Source organism: Streptomyces sp. NPDC102406, from assembly GCF_044765725.1.
GTDB lineage: Bacteria > Actinomycetota > Actinomycetes > Streptomycetales > Streptomycetaceae > Streptomyces.
The window spans coordinates 429,009-447,176 of record NZ_JBIWKP010000004.1 but is presented as its reverse complement, the minus strand read 5'-3'; the positions used below and the strand labels follow the sequence as shown (position 1 = coordinate 447,176).

At 73.9% G+C, this 18,168-nt stretch carries 16 protein-coding genes and 1 pseudogene; 7 read left to right on the top strand and 10 right to left on the bottom strand.

The window, feature by feature from the left end; translation table 11 throughout:
- Nucleotides 1-26 precede the first annotated feature (26 nt).
- The 3 genes from ACIRF8_RS20175 to ACIRF8_RS20165 all read right to left on the bottom strand — a co-directional run bounded on the left by ACIRF8_RS20175 (nt 27) and on the right by ACIRF8_RS20165 (nt 2,382).
- Entirely contained in the window at nt 27-704 is a 678-nt protein-coding gene (locus ACIRF8_RS20175; protein ID WP_404216734.1) for an AIM24 family protein, read from the bottom strand.
- Nucleotides 705-763: 59 nt separating this feature from the next.
- The gene (locus tag ACIRF8_RS20170) at nt 764-1,927 is read right to left on the bottom strand and encodes a methyltransferase (RefSeq protein WP_404216953.1); all 1,164 of its coding nucleotides are present in this window, start codon (nt 1,925-1,927) and stop codon (nt 764-766) included.
- A gap of 164 nt (nt 1,928-2,091) precedes the next feature.
- A complete protein-coding gene (locus ACIRF8_RS20165) occupies nt 2,092-2,382 on the bottom strand; it encodes a tetratricopeptide repeat protein (RefSeq protein ID WP_404216952.1) in 291 nt (96 codons plus the stop codon).
- 358 nt (nt 2,383-2,740) lie between these two features.
- Between ACIRF8_RS20165 and ACIRF8_RS20160 the strand changes: the two genes are divergently transcribed.
- The 3 genes from ACIRF8_RS20160 to ACIRF8_RS20150 are packed head-to-tail and all read left to right on the top strand — an operon-like array spanning nt 2,741 to nt 7,343.
- Nucleotides 2,741-5,935, top strand: a complete 3,195-nt coding sequence (locus ACIRF8_RS20160) for an amidohydrolase family protein (RefSeq protein WP_404216732.1) — start codon at nt 2,741-2,743, stop codon at nt 5,933-5,935.
- A gap of 48 nt (nt 5,936-5,983) precedes the next feature.
- Nucleotides 5,984-6,811: an N-formylglutamate amidohydrolase gene (locus ACIRF8_RS20155; RefSeq protein ID WP_404216730.1), complete on the top strand. Its 828-nt coding sequence runs from the start codon at nt 5,984-5,986 to the stop codon at nt 6,809-6,811.
- Nucleotides 6,804-7,343 carry a flavoprotein gene (locus tag ACIRF8_RS20150; RefSeq protein ID WP_404216728.1) on the top strand — a complete coding sequence of 180 codons (540 nt, stop codon included), beginning with the start codon at nt 6,804-6,806 and terminating at the stop codon, nt 7,341-7,343. Before ACIRF8_RS20155 ends, ACIRF8_RS20150 begins: the two co-directional genes overlap by 8 nt.
- On the opposite strand, the gene ACIRF8_RS20145 is transcribed toward ACIRF8_RS20150, so the two are convergent.
- The 3 genes from ACIRF8_RS20145 to ACIRF8_RS20135 form a co-directional block, all read right to left on the bottom strand.
- Nucleotides 7,324-8,487, bottom strand: coding sequence for an alpha-hydroxy-acid oxidizing protein (locus ACIRF8_RS20145; RefSeq protein ID WP_404216726.1), 1,164 nt, complete (start codon nt 8,485-8,487; stop codon nt 7,324-7,326). The genes ACIRF8_RS20150 and ACIRF8_RS20145 overlap by 20 nt on opposite strands.
- Before the next feature lie 79 nt (nt 8,488-8,566).
- A complete protein-coding gene (locus tag ACIRF8_RS20140) occupies nt 8,567-9,445 on the bottom strand; it encodes an alpha/beta hydrolase fold domain-containing protein (RefSeq protein ID WP_404216724.1) in 879 nt (292 codons plus the stop codon).
- Complete coding sequence (locus ACIRF8_RS20135; protein ID WP_404216722.1) at nt 9,442-9,999, bottom strand: quercetin 2,3-dioxygenase; 558 nt, start codon at nt 9,997-9,999, stop codon at nt 9,442-9,444. Before ACIRF8_RS20135 ends, ACIRF8_RS20140 begins: the two co-directional genes overlap by 4 nt.
- Before the next feature lie 135 nt (nt 10,000-10,134).
- Here ACIRF8_RS20135 and ACIRF8_RS20130 point away from each other — a divergent pair, with 135 nt between their 5' ends.
- A complete protein-coding gene (locus tag ACIRF8_RS20130; protein ID WP_404216720.1) occupies nt 10,135-10,593 on the top strand; it encodes a MarR family winged helix-turn-helix transcriptional regulator in 459 nt (152 codons plus the stop codon).
- Here the strand turns inward: ACIRF8_RS20130 and ACIRF8_RS20125 are convergent.
- A complete protein-coding gene (locus ACIRF8_RS20125; protein WP_404216718.1) occupies nt 10,571-11,878 on the bottom strand; it encodes a phytase in 1,308 nt (435 codons plus the stop codon). The genes ACIRF8_RS20130 and ACIRF8_RS20125 overlap by 23 nt on opposite strands.
- A gap of 218 nt (nt 11,879-12,096) precedes the next feature.
- Here ACIRF8_RS20125 and ACIRF8_RS20120 point away from each other — a divergent pair.
- Nucleotides 12,097-12,435: pseudogene (locus tag ACIRF8_RS20120) on the top strand (hypothetical protein); the annotation flags it as partial.
- A gap of 14 nt (nt 12,436-12,449) precedes the next feature.
- On the opposite strand, the gene ACIRF8_RS20115 reads toward ACIRF8_RS20120, so the two are convergent.
- A complete protein-coding gene (locus ACIRF8_RS20115) occupies nt 12,450-14,036 on the bottom strand; it encodes a DHA2 family efflux MFS transporter permease subunit (RefSeq protein WP_404216716.1) in 1,587 nt (528 codons plus the stop codon).
- Nucleotides 14,037-14,163: 127 nt separating this feature from the next.
- Nucleotides 14,164-14,637 (bottom strand): MarR family winged helix-turn-helix transcriptional regulator, encoded by a 474-nt coding sequence (locus tag ACIRF8_RS20110; protein WP_404216713.1) that lies wholly within the window; start codon nt 14,635-14,637, stop codon nt 14,164-14,166.
- Nucleotides 14,638-14,962: 325 nt separating this feature from the next.
- On the opposite strand from ACIRF8_RS20110, the gene ACIRF8_RS20105 reads away from it, so the two are divergent.
- Nucleotides 14,963-17,173 (top strand): MMPL family transporter, encoded by a 2,211-nt coding sequence (locus ACIRF8_RS20105; RefSeq protein WP_404216711.1) that lies wholly within the window; start codon nt 14,963-14,965, stop codon nt 17,171-17,173.
- Nucleotides 17,174-17,280: 107 nt separating this feature from the next.
- On the opposite strand, the gene ACIRF8_RS20100 is transcribed toward ACIRF8_RS20105, so the two are convergent.
- Nucleotides 17,281-17,712, bottom strand: coding sequence for a helix-turn-helix transcriptional regulator (locus tag ACIRF8_RS20100; RefSeq protein ID WP_404216709.1), 432 nt, complete (start codon nt 17,710-17,712; stop codon nt 17,281-17,283).
- Between the two features lie 88 nt (nt 17,713-17,800).
- Between ACIRF8_RS20100 and ACIRF8_RS20095 the strand changes: the two genes are divergently transcribed.
- Nucleotides 17,801-18,157, top strand: a complete 357-nt coding sequence (locus ACIRF8_RS20095; RefSeq protein WP_404216707.1) for a hypothetical protein — start codon at nt 17,801-17,803, stop codon at nt 18,155-18,157.
- Nucleotides 18,158-18,168 lie beyond the last annotated feature (11 nt).

Here is an 18,168-nt window from a genome sequence, read left to right as displayed (position 1 = left end):
CCTCCCGCGTTCCCCCGGGGGCTCGTCTAGTGCTGCTGCGGCTTCTGCGGTGTCGCCTCGCTCGGGCGGACCACCACGAAGCCCTCGCCCTCCAGCATCAACTGCACCGCCTCGCCGGAGCCGCCACGGATCATCGAGCCGATGGACTGCGAACGGTGCAGCGACGTGCGGAGGTTGGCGCTCCAGCCGACCACCGCGTCCGTGTCCACGTACACCGGCTGCTGCGGGGAGACCGGCAGGACGAGCGGGTTGCCCTCGCAGACCAGGCCCAGCTTGCCGTGGCCGCTGAAGACGCTGTTGAACAGGCCGCCGCCCGAGATACCGGCCCCCTTCACCGTCTTGATCTCGTAGGAGAGCGTGGCGTCGAAGCACAGCACGTTGCGGCCGTTGACCGTGAACAGGTCGCCGGGCTCGATGTCGACCACGAAGACGTTCTGCGCCTCCTGCGCGAACCAGGCCTCGCCCTGACCGTGCACCTTCATGAGGGCCAGGCCCTCACCGGTGACGGCCCGCTTCAGCATGCCGCCGACGCCCTGGCCCTTCCGTTCGAACTGGAGGTTCCCCCGGTAGGCGATCATCGCCCCCTGCCGCGCCAGCATCTCGCCGTTGACGACATACCGGATCGACTTGGCGTTCTGGACGGTCATGCCCGGCGCGACGGCGGGCTGCACCATGTACTCGCTTGCGAAAAGATCACCCTTCATGAGGGCATCGTCACCCGGACGAATCCGTTCCGACAAGCACGGGGAGGCGTCGATGGCACCTATCCCCGCCGGACCGCCTTCAGCACCACGAACTTCGGGTTGCCCGCGATCAGTTCGCTGCGGCCGAAGAGGCGGCGCAGCTTGAGGTGATGGCCGAGGTGGCGGTTGCCGACGACCCACAGTTCGCCGCCGGGCCGCAGCGCCGCGTGGGCCTGCGCGAACATCCGCCACGCCGTCGCGTCGGAGGTCGCCTGGTGCGTGTGGAAGGGCGGATTGTTCAGGACCAGGTCGACACTGCCGTCGGGCACGCCCGCCAGACCGTCGCCGACCCGGAAGACCGCCTTGCCCGGCCGGTCCCCGCAGTTCTCCGCGTACGTCGCCGCGGCGGACGCCACCGCCTGGTGCGACTCGTCGGTGAACAGGATCTCCGCGTCCGGGTCGGTCAGCGCGGCGCTCGTGCCCACGACGCCGTTGCCGCAGCCCAGGTCCACGATCCGGGCGGCCCCGGTGGCCCGCGGCAGGTGCTGGAGGAAGAACCGGGTGCCGATGTCCAGGCGTTCGGCACAGAACACACCGGCGTGGTTGACGACCGCCCGTCCCGCCACCACACCGACGTCGTCGGGGAGTCGGTAGCGCAGCGGCCACGGATCGCGGCCGGGGGACAACGACAGGTCCGGGGTGCTGAAGATGAGCCGCGCCTTCTTCTCGGCGAGCGAGGTGCGGGTCGGGCCGACGATCCGCTCGAACAGGTTCAGCGTCGAGGTGTGGATCTCCTTGACCATGCCGGTGCCGACGACCACGGTGCCCTCGTGCAGGGCGGGCCGCAGCCGGTGCAACTGGTCCTCCAGCAGAGCGAGACTCTTCGGCACCCGCACGAGCAGCACGTCGACGCGGTCCGGCGGGGTGTCCTGGGTGGTGAGCAGTTCGGCCCTGGTCCCGTGGCCCGTCCCGGCGGGGCTCTTGCGCGCGAGGTTCTCCTCCGTCGCGCGCTGCCCCAGGTACGAGTCCGAGATCAGTGTGGGCGAGCAGCCGTCGGCCCCCGTCAGCGCCGTGCCGAGGGCGCCCCAGCGGTCACCCACCACCACGACGGCCCCGGACAGATCGGTGCCGCTCTCGGCGAGGTGCTTCAGCAGGTACGTGTCGGCCGCGTCCCAGGCGCGCAGCGGATCGCGGGGGTCCGCCGGGAAACGGGTGAGGTCGACATCTCCCCAGGGGGTGGTCATGCGGTGGGCCGGGGCGGGCTGCTGCTCGGTGCGGTTCATCGTGTGCCAGGCTAACCGAGCCCCGGACCGGGGCGGTGGGGGGGGGGGGGGGGGGGGGGGCCCGCCCCCCCCCGCCCCCACCCCCCGGCCCGAGCGCAAGGACAGGCTCTCGCAAGGACAGGCGCTCAGTCCTGCGGGAACTCCCCGGCGAGCGCCGCCGCCATCCGCAGGTGCGGCGCCGCCTCGGCGTCCCGGCCCTGGCGCTCCAGCGTCCGCCCGAGCATCAGCCGGGCGTAGTGCTCGACCGGGTCGCGCTCCAGGACGATGCGCAACTGGTCCTCGGCGCGCCGCAGTTGGGCCGAGTGGTAGTAGGAGCGGGCGAGCAGCAGACGCGGGCCGACCTGCTCCGGGACCTCCTCGACGAGACCGTCCAGGATCCCGGCGGCGGTCGTGAACTCCTTCGCGTCGAAGAACATCCGCGCCCGCTCCCAGCGCTCCGCGGCCGTCCCGTGCGTGTAGTACTTCTGCTCCACGGTTGCCTCCTTCGGGGCCGTCAACCGAGGGGGCGTACGGCATATTCCCGGGGCCCTTCGCCGCAGGTCGTCGCGGGGGAGCCGGGGTGGCCCGGGCGTCGCGGGCGCCCGCGGTCCTGACAAGGATCCGGCCGTCCTGGCGCGCTCCGGTGACTTTCCGTGGCGCTGCCCCGTATGTTGCTGCGGGTCTCCGGCCCGACTCGCGCGATCGCCGGTCCCGTCCCCGGCCCGCGCATACGAGGCCCCGTCCCCGACCCGCGCGCCCTCCGGTTCCGCACACCCCTCGTGCCCTGGGAGTCCCATGGACACCACCCGTCCTTCCGGTCCCGCCTTCTCCCGCCGACACTTCCTCCGGACCACGACGGTCACGGCCGGTGCGGTCGCCACGGGTGCCGCGCTCGACCTGGGCGCCGCCGCGGCCGGCGCCGAACCCGCCACGCTGTCGTTCACCGCGGCCACAGGCGGCGCCGCCACCCTCGCCCCGTCCGGTGACCGCCTCGTCGCCGAGATCCAGAACGTCCTGTGGTCGATCCCGCGCGCGGGCGGGGCCGCGACCGCGCTCACCACCCCCGAACTCGAACCCACCAGACCGCAGTTCAGCCCCGACGGCGGCAGCGTCGTCGTCAGCGCCTACCAGGGCGGCGGCTTCCACCTGTGGCTCCTGGACGCCGACGGGGGTGCGCCGCGGCGGCTGACGGACGGCCCGTGGGACGACCGCGGCCCCGCCTGGTCCCCGGACGGCACCCGCGTCGCGTTCGCCTCCGAGCGCGGCGGCGACCCGGTCACCGGCAGCCCCTACCGCATCTGGGTCGTCGACGTGCGCGACGGCGGACTTCGCCGGCTGACCGGCGTCCCCGGCCAGTCCGGGCCCGGGCAGGGCGGCGCCTGGGAGGACTTCGACCCGACCTGGTCGCCGGACGGGACCCGCGTGCTGTTCGTCCGCGGCGTCGTCACGGCGGCCGGAACCCTGCGCGCCGCGACGATCGCCTCGGTCGCCGCCGACGGCCCCGGCCCCGTCACCACCGAGCGGAGCGACGACTCCGGTGCCCAGATCATGACCCCGGCCGTGTCGCCGCGTGGCCGCCTCGCCCATCTGCGGACCACCCCGGCGCCCGCCGCGAGCTGCACGCTCGTCGTCGACGGCGAGCCCGTCGCGGTGCCCGGCGACCTCGCGCCCGTGCCGCCGCGCTGGACCGGCGACGACACGCTGCTCCTCACCGTCGACGGCACCTTCCGCCTCGTCCGCCCGGACGCGCCCGCGGACGCCGAACACATCCCCTTCACCGCCCGGCACACGGTGGACCGGCCCCGGTACCGGGTCAAGCGGTACGACGTCGACGCCGGGGGAGTGCACCCGGTGCGCGCCCCGCACCTGCCCGCCCTCTCGCCCGACGGCCGTTCGGTCGCCTTCGCCGCCCTCAACTCCCTCTGGGTGGGCGCCACTTCGGGCGGTCGCGCGCCTCGCCGTGTCGTCCGCGCCCCGGCGACGCGTTACGTGCTCGCCCCGGCCTGGACCCCGGACGGCAAGGGGCTCGTCCTCGCCGACGACCGCACGGGACTGCTCTGCGTGTACCGCCACGACCTCGCCACCGGCAAGGAGACCGTCCTCGCCGAGGGCGGCCGGGTCTTCCCCGCCCTCTCACCCGACGGCACCCGTCTCGCGTGCCTGGACATGTCAGGCAACCTCGTGGTCCGCGACCTCGCCGCCCGGACGGAGCGGGTCCTCGCGAAGCCGCTGGGCGGCGGCGGTCTGCCCGGCAGGCCCTGCTGGTCACCCGACGGCCGCTACGTCGCCCTGTGCGGCCGGGGCCGCCTCAACCAGCGCTTCCGCGAGGGCTACAACCTGATCCGCGTCGTCGACACCGCCACCGGCGAGGCCGCGCTGCACGCCGTCGCCCCGCACGTCTCGCTGGCCGACCGGTACGACTCGGGGCCCGTCTGGTCCCCCGACGGCCGCACCATGGCCGTCGTGGTCGAGTCCGCGCTGTGGCTGCTGCCGGTCCGCCCCGACGGAACCCCCGACGGGCCGCCCCGCCGGATCACCGAGGAGGCGGCGGACCACCCGAGCTGGGCCGCCGACAGCCGCCACCTCCTCTACCTCGGCGCGGGACGGACCGGCGGCAGGCTCCGCCTCCTGGACGTCACCCGCGGCACCGTCCGCACGGTCCGGATCCCGCTCGACCGGCGCCGCCCGCGCCCCGCCGACACCGTGGTGCACGCCGGCCGCCTCTGGGACGGCACCGGCGCCCAGGTCCGCGACGACGTCGACATCACCGTCGAAGGTGGCCGCGTCACCGCCGTCGCGCCGCACCGCGCGGGGCACCGACCCGCCGCCCGCCGCATCGACGCCTCCGACCGTACGGTCCTGCCGGGCCTGTGGGACGCCCACACCCACCCCTGGCAGTCCACCTACGGGGGCCGCCAGACCGCGCTGCAACTCGCGTACGGCATCACCACCGCCGTCTCCCTCGGCGGGTTCGCCTACGAGCAGGCCCGCGTCCGGGAGGCGGTCGACGCCGGGGCGCTCGCCGGACCCCGTCTGCTGACCACCGGCGAACTCCTGGACGGTGCCCGCGTCGCGTACAGCATGGGCCGCGCCCACCGCACCCGCGCGGGGCTGCGCCGCTCCCTGGACCGGGCGGCGGCGCTGGACTGGGACTTCGTGAAGACCTACGTGCGGGCGCCGGGCTGGGTCATGAAGGAGGCGGCCCGCTTCGCCCACGAACGGCTCGGCGTGCGCAGCGGCAGCCACCTGTGCACGCCCGGCGTCCAGGCCGGACAGGACCTGACGACCCATCTCCAGGCTACGCAGCGACTGGAGTTCGGGCACGCCACGTCCGCGACCGGACGCTCGGCACAGGACGTCACGGAGATCTACACGCGCGCCGGGTTCCACCTCATCGCGACGCCCTTCACCGCGGCGCCCCTGCTCGGCGCGGATCCCTCGCTCGCGGACGACCCGCGCGTCACCGTGCTGATGCCGCCCTGGGACACCGCCGTCGTAAACCAACTGGCCGCCGCACCGCCCACCGGCGCCCAGCTCGCCACCCTGACCCGGGAGACCGACACCTACCGGCGCTTCCTCGCCGAGGGCGGCCTGGTCGCCCTCGGCACCGACCAGCCGCTGGTCCCGGTCGGCCTGCATCTCCACCTCGCCCTGCGCGCGCTGCACCGCGGCGGGCTCACCCCGGCGCAGGCCCTGCGCACCGCGACGGTGCTGCCCGCGCGGGTCTTCGGCGCGGACCCGGACCTCGGCACCGTGGAGGAGGGCAAGCTCGCCGACCTCACCTTCGTCGACGGCGACCCGTTCACCGACTTCGACGACCTGGTGCGTACGACCTCCGTACTGCGGGGCGGCATCGCCTACGAACAGGCCGATCTCGTCGGCGCGTTCGAGCCCGTGACCACCACGGCCCGCACCGCCGGGGCCCAGGACGACTGGCTGGAGGTCGGCCGCCTCATGCGCCGGGACGGCTGCTGCGACCCCGGCCTCTAGGATGCGAACCCCGGGCGCGGGCCCCGTCGTGCGAGGCAGAGTAGGGGCATGCACACCACGGTCACCCCTGAACCCCCGGGCGACGACGGGCCCGCGTACCGTCTCGTGCCCGGCGACCCGGCCTCGCCGGTCGTCCTGCATGTCCCGCACGGCTCCCGCACCGTGCCCGCGAGCGTCCGTGCCGGGCTCCTGCTCGACGCCGCCGCCCTGGAGCGCGAGCTGGACCTCATCACCGACGCCAGGACCCAGGACATCGCCGAACTGGCCGCGAACGCCGCGGCCGTGACCCCGTGGCGCTTCGTCAACGAGCGCTCCCGCCTCGTCGTGGACCCCGAGCGGTTCCCCGACGAGCGGGAGGAGATGCGCGCGGTCGGCATGGGCGCCGTCTACACCCGCACCACGCACCGCACGCCGCTGCGCCCCGAGCCGCCCGCCGACGAGGCCGCCCTCCTCACCACGTACTTCCACCCGTACGCGGAGGCGATGACCCGGGCCGTCGACGACCGCCTCGCGGCGACGGGCCGCGCCGTGATCATCGACGTCCACTCCTACCCGAGCCGCGCCCTGCCCTACGAGCTGCACGGCACGGACCCCCGCCCGGCCGTCTGCCTCGGCACCGACCCCTTCCACACCCCCGACCCGCTGCTCGAACAGGCCCGCGAGGCCTTCGCGCCGCTCGGGGAGTGCCGTACAAACACGCCCTTCGCCGGTACGTACGTGCCCCTGCGCCACTACGGCGGGGACGCCCGGGTCAGCGCCCTCATGCTGGAGCTGCGCCGCGACGTCTACCTGGACGAACCCGTCACCCCGCACGCGGGCCTGGAGAAGGCCGCGGCGTGCCTCGCCGAACTGATCGAGGCGGTGGGGCGTGACTGAGCCCGTCTCCGCTCCCTTCCTCTACGTCGTCGTGTGCGCGGCCGGGATCGCCGACGGCGTCGGCACGTTGCTCGACGGCGCACGGGCCGCGGGCTGGGACGTCGGGGTGATCGCGACGCCCACCGCCCTCGGCGGCTTCTTCGACGTGGCGGCCGTCGAGGAGCGGACGGGCCGCCCGGTGCGCTCCGCGTGGCGCACGCCCGCGACGCCCCGCCCGTTCCCGCCGCCGGACGCGATCGTCGTCGCGCCCGCCACGTTCAACACGGTCAACAAGTGGGCGGCCGGGATCGCCGACACGCTCGCCGTGGCCACGCTCTGCGAGGCGTACGGGGCGGGCGTGCCCGTCGTCGCCGTGCCCTGCGTGAACGAGCAGCTCGCGCTGCATCCCGCCTACCAGGACAGCGTGCGGCGGCTGCGGGGGATGGGGGTGCGGTTCGCCGAGGGCGGCTTCCGGTGGGAGGCCGCGACGGAACTGCTCGCGCAGGTCGGCGCGGACGCCCGCGGGGAGCCGGTCAGGGGCACGGGACGGTGACGAGCGCCTCGGGGGTCAGGTCCGCGAGCGTCGGATAGCCGTCCACCGCCATGATCAGATCGGTCTCGGCGAGCAGCGCGCGGAGCACGTGCACGAGACCGTCCTCACCGCCGACCGCGAGCCCGTACGCGTACGGTCGCCCGACGCCCACCGCCGTCGCGCCCAGGGCCAGCGCCTTGACGATGTCGGCGCCCGAGCGGATGCCGGAGTCGAAGAGGACCGGCATGCCGTCCGCGGCCTCGACGACTCCGGGCAGCGCGTCGAGCGCGGGCAGCCCCCCGTTGGCCTGCCGCCCGCCGTGGTTGGAGCAGTAGACGCCGTCCACGCCGCCGTCGCGGGCCCGGCGCACGTCCTCCGGGTGGCAGATGCCCTTGAGGATCAGCGGCAGGTCGGTGAGCGAGCGCAGCCAGGGCAGGTCGTCCCAGGTGAGCGGGTTGCCGAAGAGAGCGGCCCAGGTGGAGACGCTGGCCGTCGGGTCCTCGTCCGGCACCAGGGTCCGAAAGCGCGGGTCGGAGGTGTAATTGGCCAGGCAGTGCCCGCGGAGCTGCGGGAAGTTGGAGGTGGACAGGTCGCGCGGGCGCCAGCCCGTGACCCAGGTGTCGAGGGTGACGACTATGCCCCGGTAGCCCGCGGCCTCGGCCCGCTTGACGAGGCTCTCGGCGAGCGCCCGGTCGGTCGGCGTGTAGAGCTGGAAGAAGCCCGGGGTGGACCCGAACGCGGCGGCCACGTCCTCCATCGGGTCCACCGACAGGGTCGACGCCACCATCGGCACGCCGGTGCGGGCCGCCGCCCGGGCGGTCGCGAGGTCCCCGTGCCCGTCCTGCGCGCACAGCCCGATCACGCCGACCGGCGCCATGAACAGCGGGGAGGGCAGCCGGATCCCGAACAGGTCGACGGACAGGTCCCGTCGGGCCGCGCCGACCATCATGCGGGGCATCAGCCCATAGCGCTCGAAGGCCCGCACATTGGCGCGCTGGGTGTGCTCGTCGCCCGCGCCGCCCGCGACGTACGACCACACGGACGCGGGCAGCGCCGCCCGCGCCCGCTCCTGGAGGGTGTCGAACTCCATCGGGAGGGTGGGCACGACACCGCGCAGTCCGTCGAGGTAGATCTCGTACTGGTAGTCGCCGAACTGCGGGCTCATCGCACACCTCGTCATCGAAGTCCTGGGAGTGGCGCCGGGACCGGGGGCGGGTCCGGCGCGGCCCAATCTGCCAGCACTTCTACGTCCGGGAAAGAGCGAACTCCAGGGAGGCGCTGAAGATCCCCTCCACCTCGTCGTCGGCGAGGCCGACCCAGCCGTGCTGGGCGCCGGGCACCGTCCGCGACTCGGCCGGCGCACCGGCCGCCCGCAGCGCCGCCGCCAGAGCCTCGCCGTGGCCGCACGGCACCATGGTGTCGTCCTCGCCGTGCACGATCAGGAAGGGCGGCGCGTCCGCGTGCGCCTGGTGGACCGGGCTCGCGGCGGCGGCGGGCCCGGGGACGGTGGCGGGCGCCGCACCGAGCAGCAGCGCCTCCATGGTGGCCGGATCGGCGGGATCGAACGGCGCTCGCGCGGTCGTGAGATCGGCGGGGCCGTACCAGACGACGGCCCCGGCGAGCCGTGGCGCGGTGTGCGTGAGCGCGAGCAGCGAGGCGAGGTGGCCGCCCGCCGACTCGCCCCACACCACGGTGCGTCCGGGGTCGATGCCGAGTTCGTCCGCGCGGACGCCGAGCCAGCGCAGCGCGGCGCGCAGGTCCTCCAGCGGCGCCGGGAAGGTGGCTTCGGCGCTGAGCCGGTAGTCGACGCAGGCGACGGCGAGTCCGGCCGCGGCGATCCGCTCGAACGGCCCGGGCCGCCAGGCCCTGGTGCGGACGCCCATGTCGTCCCTGCGCCCGCGCCGCCAGGCCCCGCCGTGCACGAACAGGACGAGCGGCGCGGGGCGCCGGCGGTCGGCGCCGGGCAGCCACAGGTCGAGTTCGAGCGGCCGGCCGCCCTCGACGACGCCGTAGGGCACACCCCGCAGCTCGCGGACGCCGGCGGCGCGTTCGTCGGCCGGTGGCAGCGGCGCGACGTCCGGGTGCGGGGCGGCGATGAGCCCCCGCAGCTCGTCCGGCGTCACGAGGTCCGCCACTGCTGGTCGGGCAGGAAGCGGACGTCGTACTTCTGCGGCACGGTGCCGAACTTGTGCGGTTCGGGGACGAACGGCCGGTGCGGCAGGCCGTGCTCCTCGGCCGGGGTGCCCAGGTTCTCGAAGAACCGCTCGAAGGTGCCGCCGGGCCCGGCCGCGACGCCGACGACCTGCGTGTGGTGGCGCTCCATGCGGTAGGCGTGCGGGCAGTTCTTCGGCACGAACCCGAAGTCGCCCGGCGTCAGCAGGCGTTCGGTCTGCTCGCCCTCGGTGTCCTCGACGAACAGGCGGACCGCGCCCTGCGTCACGTAGAAGACCTCGTGGGTGTCGGCGTGCATGTGGGCCGGGATGATGTCGCCCTTGGGGCCCTCGACGGTGAAGAAGTTGAAGGTGTTCTCGGTCTGCTCGCCGCCCGCGTAGACGGTGATGAGGTCGCCGAACAGGTGGGCGCGGTCGCCCTCGCCCTTCTCGATGAAGTACGGCTTGCCCGGCTCGGGCGGGATACGGGAGGCGCTTCGGTAGCGTGTCGCGAATTCGATGGTCATGGCGTACTCACCCTCACTCGTGCCGGACACCCTAATGTCAGGCTGCCTGACGATTGACGTCAGGTAGCCTGACATGTGAGGTGGGCGGTGGGCAAGTGTCCTGACCGAGACCGTGGGCGAGAGCACGAGGAAGCGATGACCGGGACCCGACGTGATCTGCCGCAACTCCTGGGCGAGGCCAGACGCTGGTTCGAGGAGGGCCTGCTGGCCGCGCTGGAGAGCGAAGGCGTGGCGCCGGTGACGCCGCCGCAGATGCAGCTCTTCGCCGCGCTCGACGAGGACGGCACGCCCGTGGCGGAGCTCGCCCGGCGGATGGGGGTGGCCCGGCAGACCGTGCACCAGGCCGCGCACTCCCTGGTCGCCGCGGGGCTCCTCGAACAGGTGCCGGACCCCGCGTCGGCGCGACAGCGGCTGATCCGCCGCACCGCCGAGGGGCGGCGCGCCCACGAACGGGCCTCCCGCGCCCTCGACCGGCTGGAGGAGCGGCTCGCCGAACGCATCGGCGCGAGCGCCCTCGCCGCACTGCGCTCGGCACTGGAGGCACCCTGGGGCGAGCCGCCTGAGGCGCGGGTCAGTCGTCGACCGCGTCCGTGACCTCGCCCAGGTCCACGAACTTGAAGTTGGTGGAGGCGCGCTCGGGGTCGCCGGGCGCGTCGTGCCCGTCCTGCACCACCAGGAGGCCGTGCGGGTAGCGGCGGCCGAGCGGCGCGTCCAGCGCGGCGGCGCCGTCGCACTCCTCGGAGCCGTCGAGCGTCGCCGAGGCCGGGGTGATCCGGAAGCCGCCCTCGTACTCGTTGTCGTCGGAGACCTCGCGGTCGTACGCCGCGAAGGTGTTGTCGCCCTGGCTGGAGGCGAGCAGCAGCCCGTCGCCGTCCTCCTGCGCGACGAGGGTCAGGCCCTCCACGTCCGCGGTGAGGTGCTTGCCGCCGAAGCCGGGGTCGGCGCCCGCGACGCACTCCTCGGTCGCCTCGTCGTAGGTGCCGGGGACCCCGTACTCGCGCACCTTGTCGACCAGCTTCGGCGTGCCCGTGAGGTCGGCGCGCAGCCGCCAGATGCCGACGTCCTCCTGGCCCGCGTACAGCGTGCCGTCGGCCGGGTCCACCACCATGCCCTCGACCTGGGGGAGTTCGCCGGGCTCGTTGCACGGCGACCATGACGTGCCGTTCGGCAGGCGGAAGGCGGCGGGCAGGTCGAGGGTGCGCACGGGGCGGTAGCCGACGGTGCCGCCCTGCTGGGCGGTCAGCTCCAGGAGGGCGAGGCGGGTGCGCTCCCGCTGGCTGACGAGCGCGTAGGAGCGGCCCGTCGTCCGGTCGGTCCAGGTGGCCAGGCCGTAGGCGGTGCGCTGGTCGTTGATCTCCGCCTGGGAGGAGGAGAAGACCGCGGGCGCCTTCGGGTCCGTGACGTCCTTCAGGGGGCCGCCGACACGGTCGCGGTCGATGCGGTAGACGCGCAGCCGGTCGCTGCCGCGGTCCGTGGTGACGGCGAGGTCCGACAGGCGCGCGCTGTGTACCAGGTCGACGTTGTTGAAGCGTCCGGGCGCGTCGTCCAGGCCGGGCGCGGCGGGCGCCGGTACCGACTGGACCTCGCGCGCGTCCAGGTCGTAGACGCGCAGGCCGCCCTGTTTGGCGGTGGCGATGACGAGGCTGCGGTCCGGGTCGGCGCTGTCGCGCCAGATCGCCGGGTCGTCCGCGTCGGCGTCGCCGCCCGCCGCGTCGTCGTGCAGGGCGGGCGTCTCGGCGCGCGGCGGCACGGCGGGCAGCGAGGAGGCGGCGCCCGCCGGGGCGGTGGCGGTCACGGCGAGCGCGGCGACGGCGGTGGCGAGGACGGCCAGGGGCGTCCGGGTGATGACCACGAGAGGGCTCCTTCGTGTCGGGAACATGACGGCAGCATCCTGTGATCTTGGTGTGAGGCGTAAGGGTGCGGTACGTGAACCGCACCCGGACATGGCGTGAACACGCCGTACCGCACGGGCGAGGGGCAGGCAGCTCCTTCTTCGCCCGATCGGCCTCTTCTCGATGGTCCTCATCGGTACCGCGTCCCCGCGCAGGACGCGGCGGACCATCCCACCCGCGCGGCCCGGTCCTTCGAAAAGACCCCGGACCGGCCGTGGCGTACGCGCTGCTGTTCCTCGTCCTCGCGGGGGCGAGCTCCCCGCTGGACTCCCCCCGGTCCGTCGGTGCGGCCGAGGCGCGCCGACGCAGCGCCGCCGACGGACGGCCCGTCGTCCACCTGCGCCCCGGGTGCGCCTACTGGCTGCGCCTTCGCCCGCGACTGGGCCGCCGGGCCGGGCGGACGCACTGGGTGAACATGTGGCGCGACCCGGCCGGAGTCGCGGCGGTGCGGGCGGTCGACGACGGTGACGAGACGGTCCCGACCGTCCTTGTCGCGGACCGCCCGCACACCAACCCCGACCCCCGCCGGGTGCGGGAACGGCTTCGCCGGCCCACGGCTCAGTGGCGCGGCGCCGACCGCCCCCGCAGCACCGCCGCGGAGACGACCGCGCCGAGTGCGCACAGCACGCCCATCACGAGGACCGCCAGGTGCACACCGCTCATGAACGCGGCGTGGCTGCCCTCGGTCACCGCCGCCCGGAGCTGGGCGGGCATCGACCCGGAGACCGGCGCCGCGCCCATCGCCACCGCGTCCTTCGCCTCGGCGAGCCGGGAGACGGCCTCGCCGGGAACACCGGCCGAGGTGAGTTCGGAGCTGAGATCCGAACCGACCCGGCTGCTGATCAGCGACACCAGGACGGACGTGCCGAGCGCGCCGCCGACCTGGAGCGCGGTGGCCTGGAGCCCGCCGGCCACCCCCGCGTCCTCCACCGGCGCGTTGCCCACGATCGCGGCGGACGACGCGGACATCACCATGCCGACGCCCAGACCGAGCGCGACGAAGGGCGGCCACAGCGCCGCGTACCCGGAATCCGCGGACCAGCCGAGCATCAGGAACGACGCGACGCCCTGGAGCACCATGCCGAGCGGCATCGTCAGACGTGGCCCGAACCGGTCGGTGAGCGCCGCGCCCAGCGGTGACGCCACGACCGACGCGAGGCTCAACGGCAGCGTGCGGACACCGGCCTCGACGGGCGAGAACCCGCGCACGTTCTGGAGGTACAGCATCACGAAGAAGATGCCGCCGAGCAGGACGAAGAAGTTCAGCGCGGTGACGGCGGTGCCGACGGTCACCGCCGGACTGCGGAACAGCCGCATCGGCAGCAGCGGATGAGCGGCCCGCGACTCGTACCGGCAGAACACGACGAGCAGCACCACACCCGCGGCGATCGCGCCCAGCGTGCCCGCCGAACTCCAGCCCCACGTCTCGCCCTTGACCACGCCGAACACCACGACCAGCATGCCGAGCGCGAGCAGCACCACACCGGGGACGTCGAACTTCTCGCCCGCCGCCGCCGCGTTCCTGCTCTGCGGCAGCACCAGCGCGCTGATGACGAGGGCGAGGATGCCGACGGGCGCGTTGATGTAGAAGACGGACTCCCAGTTGACGTGCTCGACGAGCAGCCCGCCCACGATCGGGCCGAGCGCGGTGGAGACCGAGGACACCATGGCCCAGATGCCCACCGCCATGCCGAACTTCCGCGGCGGGAAGACCGCGCGCAGCAGGCCGAGCGTGTTCGGCATCAGCAACGCCCCGAACAAGCCCTGCGCGGCGCGGAAGACGATGACGAGCTCGATGGAGCCCGACAGGCCGATGGCCACGGAGGCCACGGTGAAACCGGCGACACCGACGAGGTAGACGGTGCGCCGCCCGAACCGGTCCCCGAGCTTGCCGCCCAGGATCAGCGCGGCGGCGAGCGCCAGCAGATAGGAGTTGGTGACCCACTGGAGACCCGCGGTGGAGGCGTTCAGGTCGCGGCCGATCGCCGGGTTGGCGATGGAGACGACCGAGCCGTCGAGCCCGACCATGAACAGGCCGAAGGCGACGGCGATCAGCGTCAGCCAGGGATTGGCGCGCCGCCCCGAGGGCGCGTCCGGCGGAGCGGCCACCGGGGCAGGGGAGGGGGCAACGGAGGAGGAGGGCATACGACTGCCTTGTCTTGTCTCGGTACGAAGGTGTGGCGTGCCGCCGGAGGGCGAGGAGCACGCGAGAGCCCTGCCCCCGACGCGTGGGCGCGGGGCAGGGCGGAGCGTGCGGCGGACCGGCCGGGCGTCAGCCCGCGGTCGGCCGCAGCAGGGTGTCGAGCGCGTTCAGCGCGCCCACGGCGGAGCCGAGCGCGCTCAGCTCACCACCGGTCAGATGCCGCAGCGCCGCGGCGAGATGCCGCCGGGCGATCCCCTCGACCTCGGCGATGCGCTCCCGTGCCAGGGCGGTGGTGTGCAGATGGGCCACCCGCCGGTCGGCGGCGTCGCAGCGCCGTTCGAGCAGACCGGAGCGGGTGAGGTGGGAGACGAGCGCACTGACGTTGTTCGGCTGCATCAGCAGCTCGTGCGCCGCCTCGCGCACGGTGATGCCGTCCCGGTCCGCCACCAGGCGGAGCAGGGCGATCTGCGCGTCGGGCAGCCGGTCGTGCGGGAAGTCCTCGAGGATCCGGCGGTCGAGGGTCCTGTGCAGCGTCGGCAGGGACGCCGCGAGCGCGGAGGCGACGCGGTCGATGTCCTTGCGGGCGGCACGGGAGGCGGGCATGAACCCAAGGTAGGTATGGAGACATAGGTATGTCAAAGCAGCCATCTCCGCGGACACGCCCAGGACCTGCGACTACGGTGGCCGACCCGGAGCCGCCACTCCGCCGAGGGGCCTACACGTATCGAACACAGCTCCTCCCCGGGGATGACACGCGCCGCCCGCGCCTACAGCGAACGTGGGTCCGTAGTCCGGCTCAGAGGCTTAGCCGTGGGCCGCTGGGAGCGGAGACGATGGAATCCGATCCTGCCGACCGGCCTGACGTGCGACGACGCACCGTCGGGCGGTCGACTCCTGCCCCACGACCCCGACGGGAGCCTCTTTCGCCGTGGCTACGTTCCTGTACAAACTCGGACGGCTGTCCTTCCGGCGCCGCCGCTATGTGGCCCTGTTGTGGGTGCTGTTGCTCGGCGGGATCGGCTTCGCGTCGTCGGCCGCGCCGGCCCCGCCCGCCGACTCGTTCTCGATGCCGGGCACCGAGTCGCAGAAGGCCTTCGACCTCCTTGAGGAGAAGTTCCCCTCGGCCGGTGCCGAGGGAGCGACCGCCCGCGTCGTCATCCGCGCCCCGCAGGGCGAGAAGCTGACCGACCCCGCGCCCAAGGCCGACGTCCGCAAGCTGGTGACCGCGCTCGGCGACGGCCCGCAGGTCTCCTCCGTCGCCGACCCCTACAAGGCCGACGCCGTCAGCAAGGACGGCACGACCGCCTACGCCTCCGTCTCCTACAAGGTGGCCTCGACCGAACTGACCGACGAGGCCCGCGACGCGCTCACCAAGGCCACCGACGACGCCCGCGCCGAGGGCTTCACCGTCGAGGCGGGCGGCGACGCCGTCCAGGCCGAGCAGGAGATGGGCGGCAGCGCCGAACTCATCGGCATCGCGATCTCCGCGGTCGTCCTGCTCATCACCTTCGGCTCCCTGGTCGCCGCGGGCATGCCGCTGCTCACCGCGATCATCGGCGTCGGCATCGGCGTCTCCGGCATCGCGGCGCTCGGCAGCGTCCTCAACCTCTCCAGTACCACCTCCACGCTGGCCATGATGATCGGCCTCGCGGTCGGCATCGACTACGCCCTGTTCATCGTGAGCCGCTACCGCGCCGAGATAGCCGAGGGCCGCGAACGGGAGGAGGCGGCGGGCCGCGCGGTCGGCACGGCGGGCTCCGCGGTCGTCTTCGCCGGGCTCACAGTGATCGTGGCCCTCGCGGGCCTGTCCGTCGTGAACATCCCGATCCTGACGAAGATGGGCCTGGCCGCGGCGGCGACCGTCGCCATCGCCGTCGTCATCGCCCTCACCATGATCCCGGCCCTGCTCGGCTTCGCGGGCAAGAAGGTGCTGCGCCGCAAGGACCGCAAGGCCGCCGTCCCCGCACAGGGCGCCGGCGTGGGCAGGCCGAACCTGGGCACCCGCTGGTCCCGCTTCGTGATGCGCCGCCCGCTGACCGTCCTGCTGGTCGCCGTCCTCGGTCTCGGCGCCATCGCCGTCCCGGCCACCAGCCTCGAACTCGGCCTGCCCGACGAGGGCACGTCGGCGCCCGACAGCACGCAGCGCAAGGCGTACGACCTGCTGTCCGAGTCGTTCGGCGCCGGCTTCAACGGGCCCCTGATGGTGACGGTCGACGGCAAGGGCGCGAAGGCCGCCGCCGCGTCGGTGGGCGCCTCGCTCAAGAAGGTCGACGGCGTCGCCGCGGTCGCCCCGGCCCAGGTCAACGAGGCGGGCGACACCGCCATCATGACGGTCGTCCCGAGCACGGGCCCCAGCGACCACAAGACCGAGGAGCTGGTCAGGGCGATCCGCTCCGAGGCCGGGGCGTGGGAGGCCGACACCGGCGCGGACGTCCTCGTCACCGGCCAGACGGCCATGACCATCGACTTCTCGCAGACCCTGAACGACGCGCTCGTGCCGTACCTCCTGCTCGTCGTCGGCCTGGCCTTCCTGCTCCTGATGCTGGTGTTCCGCTCGATCCTGGTCCCGCTCAAGGCGGCGCTCGGCTTCCTCCTGTCGGTGGCGGCGGCGCTCGGCGCCGTGGTCGCGGTCTTCCAGTGGGGCTGGCTCGCGGACGTCGTCGGCGTCGACCAGCCCGGCCCGATCATGTCGATGATGCCGATCTTCATGATCGGCGTGGTCTTCGGACTCGCCATGGACTACGAGGTCTTCCTCGTGACCCGTATGCGCGAGGCCTACGTCCACGGGGCACGCCCCGGCGAGGCGATCGTGACCGGGTTCCGGCACGGCGGCCGGGTCGTCGGCGCCGCCGCGATCATCATGATGAGCGTCTTCTCCGGCTTCATCATGGAGAACGACGACATGATCAAGATGATGGGCTTCGGTCTCGCCGTCGCCGTCCTGTTCGACGCGTTCGTGGTCCGCATGGCGATCGTGCCCGCGGTCATGGCGCTGCTCGGCACGTCGGCCTGGTGGCTGCCGCGCTGGCTCGACAGGCTGCTCCCCAACGTCGACGTCGAGGGGGAGAAGCTGCGCGAGAACCTGGTCGCGGCCCCGCCCACCGAGGACGACCGGGAGCTGGAGCCCCTGCGCGGCTGACCCCGCCGCGCCGACGCGCGAGGGTTCGCTCCGGTGACGTACCGGAGCGGGCCCTCGCGCGTCGGTCCGTGCAGACCTCGGCCCGGTCCACGCCGATGTGTGCCGCCCTAGGACCGCGGATCCGGCCCCGACGTCTCCTTGCCGCGGACCGGCCGCGTGTGGATCTTCGCGACGCAGGCCGGGACGGCGACCTCGCCCTCGTGCCGACGGGCCCGGTACGCGCTCGGGGTCTCCCCGACCAGCTCCGTGAAGCGCGAGCTGAACGAGCCCAGCGACGTACAGCCCACGGCGAAGCAGACCTCGGTCACCGACAGATCGCCGCGGCGCAGCAGCGCCTTGGCCCGCTCGATGCGCCGGGTCATGAGATAGCTGTACGGCGTCTCCCCGTACGCGGCGCGGAAGCTGCGCGAGAAGTGCCCCGGGGACATGAGCGCCGTCCGGGCCAGCTCCGTCACGTCCAGCGGCTCGGCGTAGTCGCGGTCGATCCGGTCCCGGGCCCGCCGCAGCCGGACGAGGTCGTCGAGCTCCTGCCGTTTCACCCCCCGATAGTGGCACAGGGCGCCCGGCGGCCGGGCCCTCGGCCGCCGTGTGGCAGAGTGCGGCGGACGACCGATCCATGGGGGAGAAGTGACGGACGATTCGACCAGAGCGACCTGGGGTCTGATGCTCGCGTGCCTGGGCGGTGGGCTCGGCGGGGTGCGGATGGTGACCAGGCCCGTCGGGCACGTGACCGGGACGCGCCGGGAGGCGCGCGAGGCACTCCACCGACACGTGCTCACCTTCGAGCCGAGGCACCCGGCCAACCTGCTGCGCCGCACGGTCTACGAGCACGGCGACGGGTACCTCGTGCTCGCCGAGGGGGTCACCCAGACGTACGAGTACGAGTTCCGGCTGGCCCGGGTCGTCCACGACACCCGGCCCGACGTGCCCGTGGTGCCGCCCCAGCCGCTCGCGCCGCCGCCCCCCACCGCGCCGCCGCGCTGACCGGCCGGCCC